This is a genomic window from Caballeronia sp. LZ016, assembly GCF_031450805.1.
GTDB lineage: Bacteria > Pseudomonadota > Gammaproteobacteria > Burkholderiales > Burkholderiaceae > Caballeronia.
Genome location: NZ_JARTVY010000001.1, coordinates 2,103,236 through 2,122,444, shown reverse-complemented (window position 1 = coordinate 2,122,444; position 19,209 = coordinate 2,103,236). Strand labels below are relative to the sequence as shown.

Below are 19,209 nucleotides of genomic sequence, written 5' to 3'. Positions count from 1 at the left end.
TTATGGGCTTTGCTGTCCCGCTTCAGAGCGGCGTAAAGCGCGGCGTGCCGTCGGCGAGGGTATCGTTGAACATCGCTGCGGGACGCACCCACATGCCGCGCTCGTGCGGCCAGAGATGTTCGTAGACCGTCATCTCTTCTTCGGTTTCGGAATGCCGCGCAACGCCGATCACGCGATAGAGCCCACCCTTGTAATGCCGGTGCGTCGCAATCGCGAGTGCTTCGTTTTCGGTCATGACGTGTTGGTTTGCTGAGTTAGACGGAGCGCCGGTCGATCATCGCCCGCGCGATGGTGCCGGCATCGACATATTCGAGTTCGCCGCCGACCGGCACGCCGCGCGCGAGCCGCGTCACCCTGAGCCCTTTCGACTTCAGCGTCTGCGCGAGGTAGTGCGCGGTGGCTTCGCCTTCGTTGGTGAAGTTGGTGGCGAGCACCACTTCCTGCACGACGCCGTCGAGCGCGCGGTTGATGAGCCGGTCGAAGTGAATCTCCTTCGGCCCGATGCCGTCGAGCGGACTGAGCCTGCCCATCAGCACGAAATAAAGCCCGCGATAGGTGAGCGTCTGTTCGAGCATGATCTGGTCGGCGGGCGTCTCGACGACGCACAGCATCGCCGGATCGCGCTCTTCATCGAGACAGACTTCGCACACGGCCGCCTCGGTGAAGGTGTTGCACTTCTCGCAGTGCCGCAGATGCTCGGTCGCGAACAAGAGCGACTGCCCGAGCTTTTCGGCGCCGGCGCGGTCGTGCTGCATCAGGTGATACGCCATGCGCTGCGCCGACTTGGGACCGACGCCGGGCAGCGCGCGCAGCGCCTCCACGAGCGCCGACAAAGCGGAAGGTTGTTTCATGTGTCCTCATGACGCGCCCCGCGCGGGGCGCGCGGATTTAGAACGGCAGCTTGAAGCCGGGCGGCATCGGCATGCCGGCCGTCATGCCGCTCATCTTTTCCTGCGTGGTGGCTTCGGCCTTGCGTACCGCGTCGTTGAAGGCTGCGGCGACGAGATCTTCGAGCATGTCCTTGTCGTCGGCGAGCAGGCTCGGGTCGATCGACACGCGCTTGACGTCGTTCTTGCAGGTCATCGTCACCTTCACGAGGCCCGCGCCGGACTGGCCTTCGACCTCGATCAGCGCGAGCTGGTCCTGCATCTTCTTCATGTTTTCCTGCATCTGCTGAGCTTGTTTCATCAGCCCGGCGAGTTGGTTCTTCATCATGGTTCGGCTCCTTACTGGAAAGCGGATATGGCGGATGGCGACGAGCGCGCCGCGCGTGCAACGACTGCAACGGCGCGCGAAAAATGGCGATGCCGCGAATGCGGCCTATCTTACTGTGCGCGCGGCGCCTGCTGTGCGGATGCGTCCGATGCGAGCGGCCGGATGGAACCCTGAACGATGCTCGCGCCGAAATCGCGGATCAGCGACTGCACGAACGGGTCGCGCTGGATTTCCTGCTCGGCCTCCTGCTGGCGTCGTGCACGTTCGACGGCATCGAGCGCGGCGGCGGTGCGGCGCACCGGGCCGACATCGACGTTGACTTCGACTGCGCGCCCGAGCTTTTCCGCGAGCGCGGCCTTCAGCTTCGCGACGTGCGAGGCGTCCGAGTACATCTGTACGGCGACTTTGAGCGTGACGGAATTCGCGTCGCAGGCGGTCAGTTCGCTATTGAACGCGAGCTGATACGCAACGCCCTTGAGCGGCAAATCGGCCGCGAGCACCGCCCATTCGACCGCGACGCCGAGCGCATCGAGCGGGACGGCGGGCGGCAGCGGCGTCGTATCGACCTTCGGCGCGGGCGCGGATGCGGATGCGGGCTCGCCGGCGAAACGCATGTCGTCGGGGCCGCTGTCGAACGCGGGCATAAAACCGTCATCGGGCGGCATGAAATACTCGTCTTGCGACGATGCCGGCGGATAGTCGTCCGGCGGCATGTCCTCCCACGGCGGGATGACTTTCGCCGCGGGCTTCGCCTTCGGTTCGGGGGCAGCGGCGGCGGGCGCAGGCGCGGGCCGGCGCGGCACGGGCGGCTGGACCTGGACGGCGGGCTTCGGTGCGGCAGGCTTCGGTGCAGCCGATCCATTCGCCGCAGCCGCCGATGCCCCCCGCGCTCCGCGATCCGAAGACAAGCGCATGCCCGCGCTGCGCAGCACTTCAAGCGCCGCGCTGGCTCCGCCGCCAGGGCGCTTCGCTGCATCGGCTTGCGATGCGTCCTGTGGTTGACTCACGGCATCATCGGCCGCCTGACGGGCTGCTGCGCGAATCGGCGCGGTCGCGGCGGGCGGCGCGTCTGCCGGTTCATTCGGCTCGATCGTTCGCGTTACCACGACCGGCGGTGCGTCACTGGCTTTCGCGTCGCTCGTTGCGCGCAAAGCCGCGGGATTCTCTGCGCTGCTCGCAGTCGGCTCGTCCGAACGCGTCGACGTGATGCCAGTCGCCGGCTGTGATACACGAGTTTCCGCAACGTCCCCGCGCTTTGGCTGCGGCGAACCGTTCGCCGATGTCTCGACCGGCGCAGCTTCCGCCGCCTTCGCCGACACGGGCAGAGGCACGACCGCACGTTCGGCCATTGCGCCGGCAAGCGCGGCGCTGCGCGGCGCCTTCGTCGCTTGCGGCGCGTTGACGGCGACGACGCCACCGCCCGGCCCGCCCGCCGGCTCGAACGCCAGCATGCGCAGGAGCGTCATGGTGAAGCCCGCGTATTCGTCGGGCGCAAGGCCGAGTTCGCCGCGCCCCACGGTAGCAATCTGATAGAACAATTGAACCTGCTCGGCGGACAGCATCTCCGCGAAGCGGCGGATATCCGCGGCTTCGGGCCACTCGTCGAGCACGGACGACGGCGCGAACTGCGCCCACGCGATTCGATGGAGCAGGCTCGCCAGATCCTGCAGCGCCGTCGAAAACGACAGGCTGCGCAGCGCCATTTCATCCGCGATGGTCAGGACGCCTGCGCCATCGCTGGCGGCGAGCGCGTCGATCAGGCGGATCAGATAGCTTTGATCGAGCGCGCCGAGCATGCCGCGCACAGCTTCCTCGGTGACCTCGTTCGCGGAATACGCGATGGCCTGATCGGTCAGCGACAGCGCATCGCGCATGCTGCCGTCGGCTGCGCGCGACAAAAGCCGCAGCGCCTGCGGCTCGTACGTGATCTGTTCCTGCTGAAGGATGTTCTCGAGGTGCGAGACGATATGCCCCGCCGGCATCTGCTTCAGATTGAACTGCAGACAACGCGAGAGCACCGTCACCGGAATCTTCTGCGGATCGGTGGTCGCGAGAATGAATTTCACATGCGGCGGCGGTTCTTCCAGCGTCTTCAGCATCGCGTTGAAGGCGTGGTTCGTCAGCATGTGGACTTCGTCGATCATGTAGACCTTGAAACGCGCATCGACGGGCGCATACACGGCGCGCTCCAGCAACGCGGCCATTTCATCGACACCGCGATTGCTCGCCGCATCCATTTCGACATAGTCGACGAACCGGCCCTCGTCGATTTCCCGGCACGCGCGGCACACGCCGCACGGCTTCGAGCTCACGCCGGTTTCACAGTTGAGCGCCTTCGCGAAGATGCGCGAGAGCGTGGTCTTGCCGACGCCGCGCGTGCCCGTGAAGAGATAAGCGTGATGCAGACGGCCGCCGTCGAGCGCGTGCGTGAGCGCCCGAACGACGTGCTCCTGGCCGACGAGCGACTCGAACGATTTCGGCCGCCATTTGCGTGCGAGAACTTGATAGGTCATGCGCGAAATTGTATCAGCAACGACTTATGGCAAACGCCGCTCGGACGGGCGAAGCCAGGCGTCGGAACGGCCGCTTTCGCGGCAGCAGTATGCAAACGACACACGCGCGTCAGAAGCACCGGCCAGTGCCGGAATGACTCAAAGACGAAGGAGATACAGCGAAAGAGAAGCGCAGAAAAAGCGCAGAAGAAAAGCGGAAGGTGACGAGCCCGACCCTCGGCACTGGTAGAAAACGGCTGTGGCTGCTTCGTTCCCGACCTGACCAGGTTGACCGCGCCACCATGCGAGGAGGCCCGTCACGTCGAAGTATATCACGCCCCGCGCGAGGCCCGGAAGCCTGCGATCGGCGCCCTCTTGCGCTGCGTGCTTTCGGCCTCAGATTGTCCCTATCGGGCACCGGCAACGGATAGCAAAGTAGGCTAAGATGACACATGACTTATCCGTGACCGGCGAATTGCACGCTTTTGCACGACGTCCGGCGAGCGGAGTTCGCGGCTTCGAGCGGCGAAATTCCTTTTCAGTTTTGGTGTATCGTGGCGAGCATTCCAACGCGGCCTCGAATCAATTGAGGTATTCAGACAATGAGCGAATCAATCAAGCACATCAGCGACGCTTCTTTCGAACAGGACGTCGTCAAGTCGGATAAACCTGTCCTGCTCGACTTCTGGGCCGAGTGGTGTGGTCCGTGCAAGATGATTGCCCCGATCCTCGACGAAGTCGCGAAGGATTACGGCGATCGCCTGCAAATCGCGAAGATCAATGTAGACGAGCATCAGTCGACGCCGGTCAAGTTCGGCGTGCGCGGCATCCCCACACTGATCCTGTTCAAGAACGGCGCGGTCGCCGCGCAGAAGGTCGGCGCGCTGTCCAAGTCGCAACTCACCGCATTCCTCGATAGCAACCTGTAAAACGCGTCGTCATCGGAAGTCTGCCTCGCTCGATCGCGGCGGCGGAGCCCTGAAGACCGCGCCCCGGCCGATGTTGTCGCGCGACAACATCGGCTGAAAAGCCCCGCCCCCGGCCTATCCGAGGCCCGCACGGCGTGTGCTATGCTAGAATTACAAGACTTCAAGAAGTATTAAGTCCTAGAGCGGTTCCGCTCACCTCTTCTCCCATCTTTCTGTCGCACCTCTTCTCCCTGGCGGGAAATCCGTATGCATTTATCCGAGCTCAAGTCTCAGCACGTGTCTGCACTGATCGAGATGGCCAATGGCCTCGAGATCGAAAATGCGAACCGCCTGCGCAAGCAGGAATTGATGTTCGCGATTCTTAAAAAGCGCGCCAAGGCTGGCGACACGATTTTCGGCGACGGCACGCTCGAAGTGCTGCCGGACGGCTTCGGTTTCCTGCGCTCGCCCGAGACTTCCTATCTCGCGAGTACGGACGATATTTATATCAGCCCGTCGCAGATTCGCCGCTTCAATCTGCATACCGGCGACACGATCGAAGGTGAGGTGCGCACGCCGAAGGACGGCGAACGCTATTTCGCGCTCGTCAAGGTCGACAAAGTCAACGGGCAGCCGCCCGAGGCCTCGAAACACAAGATCATGTTCGAGAACCTCACGCCGCTGCATCCGAACAAGCCGCTGCCGCTCGAACGCGAAATGCGCGGCGAAGAGAATGTCACCGGCCGCATCATCGACATGATTTCTCCCATCGGCAAGGGCCAGCGCGGCCTGCTGGTGGCGTCGCCGAAGTCGGGCAAGACCGTGATGCTGCAGCACATCGCGCATGCGGTGAAGGCGAATCATCCGGATGTCATTCTGTTCGTGCTGCTCATCGACGAACGTCCTGAAGAAGTGACGGAAATGCAGCGTTCGGTGCGCGGCGAAGTCATCGCATCGACGTTCGACGAACCCGCCGCGCGTCACGTGCAAGTGGCCGAAATGGTCATCGAGAAGGCCAAGCGTCTCGTCGAAATGAAGCACGACGTCGTGATTCTCCTCGACTCCATCACCCGTCTCGCGCGTGCGTACAACACGGTGGTGCCGGCGTCGGGCAAGGTGCTGACGGGCGGTGTCGATGCAAACGCGCTGCAGCGTCCGAAGCGCTTCTTCGGAGCCGCGCGCAACATCGAGGAAGGCGGTTCGCTGACCATCATCGGCACGGCGCTGATCGAAACGGGCAGCCGCATGGACGACGTGATCTACGAAGAGTTCAAGGGCACCGGCAACATGGAAGTGCACCTCGAACGCCGCCTCGCCGAAAAGCGCGTTTATCCGTCGATCAATCTGAACAAGTCGGGCACGCGCCGCGAAGAACTGCTCATCAAGCCGGACCTACTGCAAAAGGTCTGGGTATTGCGCAAATTCATTCACGACATGGACGAAGTCGAAGCCATGGAATTCCTGCTCGACAAGATCCGTCAGACAAAGAGCAACTCGGAGTTCTTCGACATGATGCGCCGCGGCGGAAGCTGATCTTCCGCGTGACGTATAAAAGAACCGCCTGCATCGTCAGGCGGTTTTTTCATGGGCGCCTTGCGTACAATCCGCATTGTCCGAGCCTTCCGATACCACGCATGGCCAACCTCTTCACCCGCTGGTTCGGCGCGCAACGCCGCGAGCGCGCGCTGCGCAAGTATGCAATCGACGATGCCCTCTGGCAGCGCACGCTCGATGCCTTCCCGTTCTATCGCCACCTCATCGCGACCGACCGCGAGCGCCTGCGCGAGACGACGAGCCTGTTCATCGCGCAAAAGGAGTTCTCGACCGCGCACGGGCTCGAACTGACCGACGAGATGATCGTCTCGATCGCCGCGCAAGCCTGCCTGCCGGTGCTCAACCTTGACCTCGACCTCTATGGCGGCTGGGTCGGCGTGATCGTCTATCCCGGCGAGTTCGTCATTAGAAAGACGGTGGAGGACGAGGCCGGCGTCGTTCACGAGATCGAGCACGACGCGAGCGGTGAGGCATGGGAAGGCGGGCCGGTCGTGCTGTCGTGGGAAGACACGCAGATGGCCGATGCCTCGGACGCGTACAACGTCGTCATCCACGAGTTCGCGCACAAGATCGACATGGTGAACGGCGAAGCCGACGGGCATCCTCCGCTCTTTCGCCGCTGGCATGCGCCGCTCGATAACGCCGCCTGGTCCGATATCTTCGACAACGCCTACGACCAGTTCTGCGCCGGCGTCGATGCCGTGCCGCAATCGCGCTTTCGCCGCTTCGAGCGCGAATCGCTGATCGACCCTTATGCAGCGGATCATCCGTCGGAGTTCTTCGCCGTGTGCAGCGAGGCGCTGTTCGTCACGCCAGGCGCATTCGAGGCCGAATACCCGGAACTGTACCGGCTGCTCGCGCGGTACTACCGGCAGGATCCCGCCGGCGTCGGCGCGCTGGCCGGCTCGCACGCGTGACGGGAAAAGGTGTCGAGCGGCTGATTTTCTGGCATAATCGCCGTTTTTCGACCCAGGCAAGTGACTCGCTAAGGGCGCCATGAAACGGTGCGGCGGGTTGGCTACCGCCAGATATCAGGAAAGACCATGAAAGAAGGCATTCACCCGGATTACCGCGAAGTCCTGTTCGTCGACATGTCGAACGACTTCCGTTTCGTGACCCGCTCGACCATCCAGACGCGCGAAACCGCCGAATTCAACGGCAAGACCTACCCGCTCGCGAAGATCGAAGTGTCGTCGGAATCGCATCCGTTCTACACCGGCCAGCAGAAGATCATGGACACGGCCGGCCGCGTCGAGAAGTTCAACAACAAGTTCGCGCGCTTCTCCACCAAGAAGTAAGTCGGGCTTCGGGTTTCAGCAAGAAAGGGCAGCTTCGGCTGCCCTTTTTTGTCGGCTCGCGGTTTTAAACATCGGCGCGGCCTGCATCGCGATGCGTGGCGCGAAGTTTCGCAGTGCCGCCAGGACCCGCGACACGACTACAATGCCGGATGCTCCGGCCCCGCGGCGCATCTTCCAGGCCCGTCTCTCCATCAAGCCTTCTCGCATGCGATCTGTCGTTCGTCTGACCGCCTCCGCTACCAGCGCCCTGCCGCGCTGGCTGCTGCTCGCCATCTGCATCACCTATGCGTCGTTCGGCCTGTTCGGCCGCGATCCCTGGAAGAACGAAGACGCGGCGGGCTTCGGCGTCATGTGGACGATGGCCAACGGCGACGCCCGCGACTGGCTTCTGCCGAACCTGCTCGGCAAGGCCGCCACCGGCGACGGACCGCTGATGTACTGGCTCGGCGCGTCGTTCATACGCGTGCTGAGTCCGTGGGTCGATGCGAGCAACGCATCGCGCGTGATCACCGGCTTGCTGTTCTGTCTCGCTTGCGCGTTCGTCTGGTATTCGGCGTATCTGCTCGGCCGGCGTGACGAAGCGCAGCCCTTCAAATATGCATTCGGCGGCGAGCCGGAACCGCGCGACTACGGCCGCACGCTCGCAGATGGCGCACTGCTCATTCTGCTCGCCTGCTTCGGCCTCGCGGAGCGCGGTCACGAAACCACGCCGCAAGTCGCGCAGTTCGCCGGCACCGCGATGCTCATCTACGGCCTCGTGCGCAGCCTCGACAAGCCGATCCACGGCGCGCTCGTGTGGGGTGCGGCGATCGGCGTCGTCGGGTTGTCGAGCTCGCCCGTGCTCGTGTTCGCGCTCTTGCTTTGCACGCTCGCGATGACGGTCATCGTGCGTCAGGTGCGGGCCGCGCCGCTGCTGATCTTCGGCTTGCCGGTCGCAGTCGTGCTGATCGCCGCCTGGGTGCTGCCGACGCTGCACTTTTTCCCCGACGACGGCGAATGGTGGCTGCGCCAATGGTGGCGCAACAGCTTCCACACGTTCACCGCGCCGCCGGCGCTCGAGTTCGGCTACGCGATGAAGAACCTCCCGCTCTTCACGTGGCCCGCGTGGCCGCTCGCGATCTGGGCGTTCGTGAGCTGGGGCGGCATGCGCCGCTCGCCGCACGTCGCCGTGCCGCTGTCGGTCATCGGGCCACTGCTCGTGCTGGTCGTGCTGCAGGCACACGAAACGAACCGGCTCTTCATGTTGCTGCTGCCGCCGCTTTCGGTGCTCGCGACCTTCGCGCTGCCCACGCTCAAGCGCGGCGCGATCAACGCGATCGACTGGTTCGCGATGTTGAGCTTCACGATCATCGGCACGCTGGTCTGGCTCGTGTGGACGGCCGGCATGTTCGGCTTTCCCGCGCCGATGGCCCGCAACCTCGCGCGCCTCGCGCCGGGCTTTCATCCCGAGTTCAAGCTGATCTCGTTCGTCTGCGCGGTCGCCGTGACGGTCTGCTGGTTCGTGCTCGCGCGCTGGCGGCTCACGCGTCATCCGAAGGTACTGTGGCGCAGCGTCGTATTGTCGAGCGCAGGCACCACGCTCATGTGGGTGCTGCTCATGACCTTATGGCTGCCGGTGGTCAACTATAGCCGCACGTATCGCGATGTCGCGGAGCAGATCGCCTCGCATCTTCCGGCCGACTACACCTGCATCTCGCCCGCGCGCCTGGGCGACGCGCAGATCGCGACGTTCGCCTATTTCGGCGGCATGCAGTTTGCGTTCGACGAAGACTGCGACGTCATCCTGCGTCAGGATCGCTCGGACTTCGGCGATCCGTCGTCGATGTCGACGTTCGAATGGAAGCTCGTCTGGGAAGGCCGGCGCGTCGCCGATCGCGACGAGCGCTTCCGGCTGTATGTACGCATCGAGCGCCCCGTTCCGCCGCCGAAAAAACCCGTGCGCAAGCGCAGCCTGCGCCGGCCGCAATAAAAAGGACATGACCTCGACATCACCCGTTCAACCCGGCACGACCGGCATGTGGCGCGATGTGCGCAAGATCGCATCGCTCGCGTGGCCCGTGCTGATCGGCCAGCTCGCGGTGATCGCGTTCGGCGTCATCGATACCGCGATGGTCGGCCGCTTTTCCGCCACCGATCTCGCCGCGCTCGGCCTCGGCTCATCGGTCTATATCTCCGTCTACATCGGGCTGACGGGCATCCTCGTCGCACTGCAGCCGATTGCCGGGCAACTTTTCGGCGCGGGCCGCGAAAGCGAGATCGGCGAGGAGACGCGCCAGGCGCTGTGGCTCGCCGCAGCGCTGACGGTCATCGGCTTCGTGCTGCTCTATTTTCCCGAGCCGCTCCTGAGTCTCGCCAAAGCGCCGCCCGCGTTGCACGACCGCACGGTCGACTACCTGCGCATCCTGTCGTTCGGCCTGCCCGCGAGCCTCGCGTTTCGCGTCTATAGCTCGCTGACGAACGCGGTCGGCAAGCCGCGGCTCGTGATGTTCCTGCAGGTCGGCGGACTCGTGCTCAAGTTCCCGCTCAACACCTGGTTCATCTTCGGCGGCTTCGGCGTGCCGGCGCTCGGCGGTCCGGGCTGCGCGCTCGCGAGCACGCTCATCAACTGGGTGCTGGCGGTCGTCGGCATGACGGTGCTGCTGAAGTTCGAGTTCTTCCGCCCCTTCGGCATCTTTTCGCGCTTCACGTGGCCCGTGTTGCGACGTCAGGTCGCGCTCTTGCGGCTCGGCATTCCGATGGGCCTCTCGTACCTGATCGAAGTGACGTCGTACACGTTCATGGCGCTTTTCATCTCGCGTTTCGGCACGACGACGCTCGCCGGCCATCAGATCGCGGGCAACCTCGGCGCGGTGCTGTACATGACGCCGCTCGCGATCGGCATTGCATCGTCCACACTCGTTTCGCAGGCGCTCGGCGCACAGCGCTTCGACGATGCCGCGTCGATCTCGCGTCACGGCATCGCGATGGCCTGCGTGCTGGCGCTCGTCTATGGCGTGGTGCTGATTGCCGCCCGCCCGCACGTGATCGCCGCCTACACGCCCGATCCGAACGTGATCGCCGCGGCGATGCCGCTCGTGCTCATCATCTTCTTCTATCACCTGTGCGACGCGCTGCAGATCACCACCGCGTTCATCTTGCGCGCGTACAAGGTGACGATCGTGCCCACCGTCATCTATGCGATCGCGCTGTGGGGCATCGGGCTCGGCGGCGGCTATCTGCTCGGCTTCGACGTCGGCGGCGCGATTCCCGCTTCGCTGCAAGGCGCGCGCGGCTTCTGGATCGCCAATTCGCTGAGTCTCGGCGTGGCGGGCGTCGGCCTCTTCGTTTATTGGCGGCGCGTGAGCGCCCGGCATATCGGCACCGTCGACCTGCGTTAGGAAATCGTCGTAAAGCGTCAACGCTTGCACCCGGACGGAAAGAACGGCGTAGGCCTCCAGTAAAATCGCGCGTCGAGGAACACTCGGAGCGAGTGGATGAGCCGCGTTATCAGCAAACAAAAATGGATCCTGGCCGCAACCACCGTACTCGCCGCGCTGACCTTCAGCGTGACGAACCATCGGGCCGATGCCGCGCGCGCCGTCAGCGTGTCGCCGCAAGGCAAGGTCGCCCAGGTGAGGCAGGTCGTTGTCAAGTTCGACGAAGCAATGACCGCGTTCGGCAGCCCCGCTGCCGCGCCACCGGGGAAACTCGCGTGTGACGGCGCGCCGGCTGCGGCCACGGCCGGCAGCGCGCGCTGGATCGACGAGAAGACGTGGGCCTTCGACTTCAACAGCGATCTTCCGCCCGGCGTGCGCTGCGCGGTCGATCTCAAGGCGGGCATCAAGTCCGCCGCGGGCAACGCGCTCGCGCGCCCGAGTCACTTCACGTTCCAGACCGGCGGGCCTTTCGTCACGCGCATCCAGCCGAATTACGGCGATATCGAAGAAGATCAGGTCTTCGTGTTGCGCCTGAACGGGCCGGCCACGCAAGCGTCCGTGCTCGATCACGTCTGGTGCGAATCGAGCGCGCTCGGCAACCGCATCCCTGTGCGCATGTCCGATGACGCGACGCGCAAAGCACTCCTCGAACACTTCGGCTATCAGAAGGAAAGCGACCGCGTGCTGACGCTCGCGTGTCAGCAGAGATTGCCGTCGGCGTCGAAGATGCAGCTCGTTTTCGGGCAAGGCGTCACTGGCCCGAGCGGCCTCCCGAACGACGTCGAGGAGCGCTTCGACTACAGAGTGCGCGAACCGTTCAAGGCCGCCTTCACGTGCGAGCGCGAGAACGCGAACGCGCCCTGCACGCCACTGAGTCCGCTGCGGCTCACGTTCACCGCGCCGATCAGCCGCGCGGACGCCGCGAAATTCGTGTTGCGCGGGCCGAAAGGCGCCGCCGCGCCGTACTCCAATCCGGACGACAAGGATGCCGAAGTAACTACCGTCGAATTCGCCGCGCCGCTGCCCGAACGCGCGACGCTGACGATCGAAGCGCCGTCGAACCTGAAAGATGTGAGCGGACGTGCGCTCGCCAATGCGGACTTCTTCCCGCTGAAGACGGCCACCGCCGGGATGCCGCCGCTCGCCAAGTTCTCGTCGGGTGCGTTCGGCATCATCGAACGGTTCGCCGAACCGGACATGCCCGCGATGCTGCCGGTCACGCTGCGTCACGTCGAAGCGGATCTGCACGTGCAGGGGCTGAATGCGGGTACGTCGAAGATCGCGAAACTGAGGCTGGACGCCGATAGCGACATTCGCCGATGGATGCGCAGGGTCGACGAATTCAACGGCATGACGATGTCGCGCTCGGGCGTCGAGGCGCGCATGCCGGAGGCGCTGCGCAACGGCATTGCGCCGGTCATCGTGCGCAATCAGGATGGCTCCGTCAGCAAGGATCCGGCCATCGACATTCGCTCGCTCTCGCTTCTGACCCAACGCGCGGGCGTCGAAACGCTGACGCTGCCCGCCGCCGATCCGAAGGCGCTGCGGCCGTTCGAAGTCGTCGGCATTCCGTTCGCGAAGCCCGGGTTCTACGTGGTGGAACTGGCGTCGCCGACGCTCGGCGCATCGCTCCTCAGCAAGCAACAGGCGATGTACGTCCGCACCTCGGTGCTCGTCACGAACCTTGGCGTGCATTTCAAGCAAGGGCGTGAGAACAGCGTCGTCTGGGTGACGACGCTCGACAAGGGCAAGCCTGTGGCGAACGCGCAAGTGCGCGTGACCGACTGCAACGGCGATCAGATCGCCACCGCCACCACCGATGCCCAGGGCATCGCGAGAATCGGCAAGCCGCTCGCGGCCGCGCGCAAGTGCAATGACGCGAGCTTCTCCTACGACGGCTTCTTCGTATCCGCACGCGTGAACGATCCCGTCACCGGTCCCGACATGGCTTTCGTGCAATCGGACTGGAATCGCGGCATCGAATCGTGGCGTTTCAATGTGCCGACGGACATGAGCGCGACGCGCACCGAGCGCGCCCACACCATTTTCGACCGCACGCTGCTGCGCGCGGGCGAAACAGTGTCGATGAAGCACCTGCTGCGCGTCGAGACGCTCGGCGGCTTTGCATTCGCGAAGAAGTATCCGACGCGCGTGACCATCCGCCATATCGGCAGCGGACAATCGTGGCATCTGCCGCTCGCGTGGGCCGCGGACCACAGCGCCGACTCTGCTTTTACTGTGCCCGCAGCGGCGAAGCTCGGCGAGTACAGCGTATCGCTCGATGACGGCACCTCCAGCGCCAGCAACGCAGACGACGACGGCGGCCCGGTCGGTCAGTCGTATGAAACGGGCAGCTTCCGCGTCGAAGAGTTCCGGCTGCCGGTGTTCAAGGGCTCGATTTCGGCCGGCGACAACAATTCGCCCGGACTCGTCGCCGCGAAGGAAGCGCCGGTTTCCGTGCGCGTCGAATACGTACAGGGCGGGCCGGCGTCGAATCTGCCGGTGCACGTATCGGCGCTCGTGCGCGATACGTATCCGCCGTTCGCTTCGCAATTCGAAGGGTTCGGCTTCTCGCCGTATCGCAAGCCGGTGGACGATGGCGCAAGCGCGCCCGCCGAGGATCAGGAAGGCGATGGCGGCGAAGATCAGGCAGGCGATTCGACGACGAAGCTCGTCGCCGACAAGGTGCGCGTGACGCTCGATCGCGATGGCGCGGGCAAGCTCACCGTGATGCCGCTGCCCGCCGTCGATTCGCCGAAGCGTCTCGCGCTCGAAGCCACCTTCGCCGACCCGAACGGCGAGGTTCAGACGATCAGCGGCGACGCGACGCTCTGGCCCGCCGCTGTCGCCGTCGGCGTGAAGGCCGGGCATTGGGTATCGGTCGGCGATACGGTGCCGGTCCAGGCGCTCGCACTCGACCTGCAAGGCAAGCCGCGCGCGGGGGTATCGATCGAAATCAGGGGCGTTGCGCGCGTGATGTCGAGTTCGCGCAAGCGCATGGTCGGCGGCTTCTACGCTTACGACAACCACAGCGAGACGAGCAACCTCGGCACGCTCTGCAGCGGCAAGAGCGACGATCACGGCCTGCTCTCCTGCGACGCGAAACTGAAACAGGCCGGCAACGTCGATCTGATCGCCGTTGCGAAAGACGGCGACGGCCGCGAAGCCAACGCGAGCACGTCGGTCTGGGTCACGCGCGAGGACGAACTGTGGTTCGGCGGCGAGAACACGGACCGCATCGACGTGTTGCCGGAGAAGACCAGCTACGAGCCGGGCGAAACCGCGCGCTTTCAGGTGCGCATGCCGTTCCGCGCGGCGACGGCGCTCGTCGCGGTGGAGCGCGAAGGGATCGTGGAGACGCGGGTCGTCGAACTGAACGGCAAAGACCCGACCATCGACTTCAAGGTGCAGGAGGCCTGGGGGCCGAACGTCTACGTGTCCGTGCTCGCGCTTCGCGGACGCGTGCGCGAAGTGCCATGGTACTCCTTCTTCACGTGGGGCTGGAAGGCGCCGGTCGAATGGGCGCGCGCGTTCTGGTACGAAGGACGCCAGTATCAGGCGCCGACGCCGCTCGTCGATCTGTCGAAGCCCGCGTTCCGTTACGGAGTTGCATCGATCAAAGTCGGCACGGCGTCGCACAAGCTCGCGGTCAGCGTGAGCCCGGACGCGAAGTCGTATTCCGTCCGCGCGACGGCGCATGTAAAGGTCAGGGTCGCCCTGCCCGATGGCAAGCCCGCGCCGGCCGGCACGCAGATCGCCGTCGCCGCCGTCGACGAAGCCCTGCTCGAACTCATGCCGAACCAAAGCTGGAACGTGCTCGACGCGATGCTGCAGCGGCGCGCATATGGCGTCGAAACGGCAACCGCGCAGATGGAAATCGTCGGGCGGCGTCATTTCGGACGCAAGGCCGTGCCCGCGGGCGGCGGCGGCGGACATGGCGCGACGCGCGAACTCTTCGATACCCTGCTCCTGTGGAATCCGCGCGTGACGCTCGACGCGAACGGCGAAGCATCCGTCGATGTCCCGCTGAACGATGCGCTCACGCGCTTTCGGATCGTCGCCATCGCGGCAGTCGGCGCGGGCCGTTTCGGCACGGGCAGTGCGTCGGTTCAGACGTCGCAGGACTTGCAGCTCATTTCGGGACTGCCGCCGCTCGTGCGCGTCGGCGATGCGTTCCGTGCGCAGTTCACGCTGCGCAACGCGGCCGCCCGGACGATGCGCGTCGTGGTCGCGCCGCATGCGGGTTCGCTCGCGCTGGATGTGCGCAACATCGAACTCGCGGCGGGATCGTCGCAGGAAGTGGCCTGGGAGGTGAGCACGCCGGACGTGCTCGGCACGAACGCTTCGGCGAGCCTCGCGTGGACTGTGAGCGCCAGCGAGCAAGGGACCGGCCGCGCCACCGACGCCGTGAAAGTCACGCAGCGCGTCGTCGCGGCGGTTCCGGTGACGGTGCAGCAGGCGACCATCGCGCAGGTGGACGGCACGCTCGCGCTGCCCGTCGCGCCGCCCGCCGATGCCGCGAAGTCCGCCGATGGCGCGGTGCGCGGCGGCATCGCGGTATCGCTGCAGCCGAAGCTCGCGGATGGCTTGCCGGGCGTGCGCCGCTGGTTCGAGCGTTATCCGTACATCTGCCTGGAACAGCAGACATCGCGCGCGCTCGGCCTGATGGACGCCGCGCAATGGCAAGGCGTGCTCACGCGCATGCCCGCGTATCTGGACCGCGACGGCCTCGCGAACTACTTCCCGCCGTCCGACGATCAGCGCGCAAGCGGCAGCCCGACGCTGACTGCGTATCTGCTCGCGGTCACGGACGAAGCTGCGAAGCTGGATCGCCGCTTCGCGCTGTCTGCCGATCTGCGCGACCGTCTCACGGCGGGCCTCGCGAACTTCGTCGAAGGCAAGCTCCAACGAAAGTTCTGGGCGCCCCGCGACGATCTCGACTTCGAAAAGCTCGCGGCCATCGAGGCGCTCTCCCGCTACGGCCTTGCACAGCCGCGCATGCTGGGCTCGATCACGGTCGCGCCGAATCAGTGGCCGACATCGGCGGTGCTCGACTATTACGCCATCCTGTCGCGCGTCGACGGCGTTCCGAATCGCGACGAGAAGCGTGCGCAGGCCGAGCAGATCATCCGCGCGCGGCTGACGTATCAGGGCACCCGCCTCACCTTCTCCACCGAGCGCGACGACGACCTCTGGTGGCTCATGACCGGCGTCGAGACGAACGCCGCGCGCACCGCGCTGATTTTTGCGAATGCGCCCGGCTGGAAGGACGAGATGCCGCGTCTGGTCGCGGGCCTGCTCGCGATGCAGCAGCACGGCGCGTGGCAGACGACCACCGCCAACCTGTGGGGATCGCTTGCGGTCGGCCGCTTCTCGCGCCTCTTCGAGAGCACGCCGGTCACGGGCAGCACGAAGATCGCGCTCGGCTCGTCGGCGCGTGACGTGAACTGGGACGTCGCCGCGCCCGCCGCGATGGCGTCGATGGCATCGGCCACGCCGGTCACGAAGGCAGCCAGCACGCGCAGCACGATGCTGCCGTGGTCCACGGGCTCGCTGACCTTGACGCAGGACGGCACGGGCAAGCCGTGGGCGACCATCGAGAGTCTCGCCGCGGTCGCGTTGAAAGCGCCGTTGGCGGCCGGCTATCGCATCACGAAGACCGTGACGCCGATCGAACCCGCCGTCAAAGGAATGTTGTCGCGCGGCGACATCGTGCGCGTGAGTCTCGACATCGACGCGCAGAGCGATATGACCTGGGTCGTCGTCAACGATCCGATCCCCGCCGGCGCGACGATTCTCGGCTCGGGACTCGGCCGCGATTCCGAAGCGGCGACGCGCGGCGAGAAGCCGGACGCAGGCGCGTGGGCGGCGTTCATCGAGCGCAGTTTCGACGGCTATCGCGCGTATTACGACTATCTGCCGAAGGGCTCGCTGCACGTCGAATACACGATGCGCCTCAACAACGCCGGCACGTTCGGCCTGCCGCCCACGCGCGTGGAAGCGCTCTACGCCCCGTCGACGTTCGGTGCGCTGCCGAATGCGCCGATGGTCGTCAAACCGCTCGCGGCAAAGTGACATCGTGAAACGCGCCGCCTGTTTCGTCGTCGCGATGGCGCTTTGCGCGGCCGCTTACGCCGCGCCGGGTTTCGACGGCGTGCGCGCGAACTGGCGCAGTTCCGACTGGCTGCTGCTCGACCGCGACGGCGAAACGCTGCAGCGCACGCGCATCGACAAGAGCGCGCGGCGCGGCGACTGGGTCGCGCTCGCGGACGTGTCGCCGGCGCTGCGGGAAGCGATCGTCGTTTCGGAGGACAAACGGTTCTACGAGCACGCGGGCGTCGACTGGCGCGGGGCCGCCGCCGCCGCGTGGGGCAACATGTGGAACACGCGGACGCGCGGCGCATCCACCGTGACGATGCAGCTGACCGGCCTCATCGGCGATGAGGGCAGGAAGCCGTCCGGGCGGCGCTCTTTCGCGGAGAAGGCGCGGCAAACCGTCAGCGCGCTGTGGCTCGAGCGTACGTGGCGCAAGGATCAGATCCTTGAAGCGTATCTGAACCTCGTGCCGTTTCGCGGCGAGATCATCGGACTGTCGGCGCTGTCGCAGACGCTTTTCGACAAGACGCCCTCCGGCCTCGACGAGCGCGAAGCAGCGCTTGCCGCCTCGCTCGTGCGCGCACCGAATGCGCCCTACGCGAAGGTTGCCGCGCGCGCGTGCATCATCCTGCGTGACATGCAGACCTTGCACGGAGACGGCAAGAAGAACACTCCCGATCCGTGCGTCAACCTCGACAGCTATGTGCAACTGACGCTGACGCGCACAGCCTCGGCCCCGTCTTACGCGCGCAGCGACGATGCCCTCGCCCCGCATTTTGCCCGGCGCATCGCGAATGAAGTGCATCCGGCGGCCGGCGCACGCGTGCGTTCGACACTCGATGCGCGGCTGCAGCGCTTCACCCGCGACACGCTTGCCCGCACGCTCGCCGAACTCAACGCACGCGCGCATCCGCGCAATGTGCACGATGCGGCGGCGGTCGTCATCGACAATGCTTCCGGCGACGTGCTCGCGTGGGTCGGATCGGCAGGCGGCTTGTCGAATGCACCCGAAGTCGACGCCGTCGTCGCCCAACGTCAGGCCGGCTCGACGCTCAAGCCTTTCCTGTATGCGCAGGCGATCGACGAGAAGCGGCTTACCGCCGCCACGCTGCTCGACGACGCCCCGCTCGATCTCGCAACGGGCGGCGGCCTCTACATCCCGCAGAACTACGACCACGACTTCAAGGGTTGGGTGAGCGTGCGCACGGCGCTCGGCTCGTCGCTGAACGTGCCCGCCGTGCGCGCGCTCGTGCTGGTGACGCCGCATCGCTTCGCGAAAACGCTCGTCGCGCTCGGGCTGCCGCTGTCGCAATCGGGCGATTACTATGGCTTCAGCCTCGCGCTCGGCAGCGCCGACGTGACACTCGCGTCGCTCACGAACGCGTATCGCGCGCTGGCGAACGGGGGCATCGCGCGGCCCGTTTTCGATCTGGCGGATCATCCGGCCGCGCCTGCCGGAACGCGCGTCTTCAGCGCGGACGCGAGTTTCATCGTCACCGACATTCTCGCCGACAACAACGCGCGCACCCGCACGTTCGGCTTCGACAGCGTGCTCGCCACGCGCACGTTCAGCGCGGTCAAGACCGGCACCAGCAAGGACATGCGCGACAACTGGACGGTCGGATTCACGTCGCGCTATACAGTGGGCGTCTGGGTCGGCAATGCCGACGGCGCGCCGATGTGGGATGTCTCCGGCGTGACGGGCGCGGCGCCCGCGTGGCATGCGCTGGTCGACTATCTGCATCGGCGGGCGGGAAGCCGCGCGCCCGATGCGCCGCCGGGCGTGGCGAAGACGCGCGTCGCCTATCAGGACGACATCGAGCCGCCGCGCGAAGAATGGTTCCTGCGCGGCACGCAGATGGACCGTGTCGGGCTGACGGCGACGGCGGCGGCGTCATCGGCCACGACAGCGAAGCGCAACGCGCGCCCCGATGCCCAGGCGGCAAAGATCGGCGCACCGACCGACGGCACCATCTTCGCGCTCGATCCCGACATTCCGCCCGCACGCCAGCGCGTGTGGTTCGAACGCGCCGGCGGCGGGCGGCTCACGTGGCGGCTCGACGGCAAGCCGTTCGGTCACGATGCCCGCGCCGCCTGGCTGCCGTGGCCCGGACGGCACGTGCTCGAACTCGTCGATGCACGCGGCGAAACGGTCGACAAGGTCGGCTTCGAAGTGCGCGGCGCGTTCGCGAAAACGGCCGCGCCGGCATCGAAATAAGCTGCCTGTCGC

The 19,209-nt window shown here is 65.6% G+C and carries 12 protein-coding genes and 1 other RNA gene; 8 read left to right on the top strand and 5 right to left on the bottom strand.

All coding sequences use genetic code 11. The features are described 5' to 3' along the window. Positions 1–22: 22 nt before the first annotated feature. The 5 genes from P9220_RS10075 to ffs form a co-directional block, all read right to left on the bottom strand. Positions 23–235 carry a DUF1653 domain-containing protein gene (locus P9220_RS10075; protein ID WP_309764706.1) on the bottom strand — a complete coding sequence of 71 codons (213 nt, stop codon included), beginning with the start codon at positions 233–235 and terminating at the stop codon, positions 23–25. A 19-nt stretch (positions 236–254) separates the two neighbouring features. Next, positions 255–851: a recombination mediator RecR gene (recR, locus tag P9220_RS10070; RefSeq protein ID WP_309764705.1), complete on the bottom strand. Its 597-nt coding sequence runs from the start codon at positions 849–851 to the stop codon at positions 255–257. Positions 852–888: 37 nt separating this feature from the next. Then, positions 889–1,215, bottom strand: coding sequence for a YbaB/EbfC family nucleoid-associated protein (locus P9220_RS10065; protein WP_014191628.1), 327 nt, complete (start codon positions 1,213–1,215; stop codon positions 889–891). 110 nt (positions 1,216–1,325) lie between these two features. Next, positions 1,326–3,728 (bottom strand): DNA polymerase III subunit gamma/tau, encoded by a 2,403-nt coding sequence (locus P9220_RS10060; protein ID WP_309764704.1) that lies wholly within the window; start codon positions 3,726–3,728, stop codon positions 1,326–1,328. A gap of 199 nt (positions 3,729–3,927) precedes the next feature. Next, positions 3,928–4,026: signal recognition particle sRNA small type (gene ffs / locus P9220_RS10055), an RNA gene on the bottom strand. A gap of 283 nt (positions 4,027–4,309) precedes the next feature. On the opposite strand from ffs, the gene trxA reads away from it, so the two are divergent. The 8 genes from trxA (at position 4,310) to pbpC (ending at position 19,197) form a co-directional block, all read left to right on the top strand. Then, positions 4,310–4,636, top strand: coding sequence for a thioredoxin TrxA (gene trxA, locus P9220_RS10050; protein ID WP_008349330.1), 327 nt, complete (start codon positions 4,310–4,312; stop codon positions 4,634–4,636). Positions 4,637–4,882: 246 nt separating this feature from the next. Then, positions 4,883–6,148, top strand: coding sequence for a transcription termination factor Rho (gene rho / locus P9220_RS10045; protein ID WP_035968253.1), 1,266 nt, complete (start codon positions 4,883–4,885; stop codon positions 6,146–6,148). Between the two features lie 101 nt (positions 6,149–6,249). Then, on the top strand, positions 6,250–7,086 hold the full coding sequence (locus P9220_RS10040; RefSeq protein ID WP_309764703.1) for a zinc-dependent peptidase: 837 nt from the start codon (positions 6,250–6,252) through the stop codon (positions 7,084–7,086). Between the two features lie 126 nt (positions 7,087–7,212). Further along, complete coding sequence (locus tag P9220_RS10035; RefSeq protein WP_040050153.1) at positions 7,213–7,467, top strand: type B 50S ribosomal protein L31; 255 nt, start codon at positions 7,213–7,215, stop codon at positions 7,465–7,467. A 205-nt stretch (positions 7,468–7,672) separates the two neighbouring features. Beyond that, positions 7,673–9,436 carry a glycosyltransferase family 39 protein gene (locus P9220_RS10030; RefSeq protein ID WP_309764702.1) on the top strand — a complete coding sequence of 588 codons (1,764 nt, stop codon included), beginning with the start codon at positions 7,673–7,675 and terminating at the stop codon, positions 9,434–9,436. 46 nt (positions 9,437–9,482) lie between these two features. After that, positions 9,483–10,844: an MATE family efflux transporter gene (locus P9220_RS10025; RefSeq protein ID WP_309765450.1), complete on the top strand. Its 1,362-nt coding sequence runs from the start codon at positions 9,483–9,485 to the stop codon at positions 10,842–10,844. 96 nt (positions 10,845–10,940) lie between these two features. After that, positions 10,941–16,958: an MG2 domain-containing protein gene (locus tag P9220_RS10020; protein WP_309764701.1), complete on the top strand. Its 6,018-nt coding sequence runs from the start codon at positions 10,941–10,943 to the stop codon at positions 16,956–16,958. Continuing rightward, positions 16,921–19,197 carry a penicillin-binding protein 1C gene (pbpC, locus tag P9220_RS10015; RefSeq protein WP_404989538.1) on the top strand — a complete coding sequence of 759 codons (2,277 nt, stop codon included), beginning with the start codon at positions 16,921–16,923 and terminating at the stop codon, positions 19,195–19,197. The genes P9220_RS10020 and pbpC overlap by 38 nt, the downstream gene beginning before the upstream one ends. The last annotated feature ends 12 nt before the right edge of the window (positions 19,198–19,209 follow it).

What these genes read in the sequence shown, in the direction of transcription:
- P9220_RS10065 (WP_014191628.1), bottom strand. Translation starts at nt 1,215, where the DNA reads ATGATGAAGAACCAACTCGCCGGGCTGATGAAACAAGCTCAGCAGATG.
- P9220_RS10020 (WP_309764701.1), top strand. Translation starts at nt 10,941, where the DNA reads ATGAGCCGCGTTATCAGCAAACAAAAATGGATCCTGGCCGCAACCACC.
- rho (WP_035968253.1), top strand. Translation starts at nt 4,883, where the DNA reads ATGCATTTATCCGAGCTCAAGTCTCAGCACGTGTCTGCACTGATCGAG.
- pbpC (WP_404989538.1), top strand. Translation starts at nt 16,921, where the DNA reads ATGCGCCGATGGTCGTCAAACCGCTCGCGGCAAAGTGACATCGTGAAA.
- trxA (WP_008349330.1), top strand. Translation starts at nt 4,310, where the DNA reads ATGAGCGAATCAATCAAGCACATCAGCGACGCTTCTTTCGAACAGGAC.
- P9220_RS10030 (WP_309764702.1), top strand. Translation starts at nt 7,673, where the DNA reads ATGCGATCTGTCGTTCGTCTGACCGCCTCCGCTACCAGCGCCCTGCCG.
- P9220_RS10035 (WP_040050153.1), top strand. Translation starts at nt 7,213, where the DNA reads ATGAAAGAAGGCATTCACCCGGATTACCGCGAAGTCCTGTTCGTCGAC.
- P9220_RS10060 (WP_309764704.1), bottom strand. Translation starts at nt 3,728, where the DNA reads ATGACCTATCAAGTTCTCGCACGCAAATGGCGGCCGAAATCGTTCGAG.
- P9220_RS10075 (WP_309764706.1), bottom strand. Translation starts at nt 235, where the DNA reads ATGACCGAAAACGAAGCACTCGCGATTGCGACGCACCGGCATTACAAG.
- recR (WP_309764705.1), bottom strand. Translation starts at nt 851, where the DNA reads ATGAAACAACCTTCCGCTTTGTCGGCGCTCGTGGAGGCGCTGCGCGCG.
- P9220_RS10040 (WP_309764703.1), top strand. Translation starts at nt 6,250, where the DNA reads ATGGCCAACCTCTTCACCCGCTGGTTCGGCGCGCAACGCCGCGAGCGC.
- P9220_RS10025 (WP_309765450.1), top strand. Translation starts at nt 9,483, where the DNA reads ATGTGGCGCGATGTGCGCAAGATCGCATCGCTCGCGTGGCCCGTGCTG.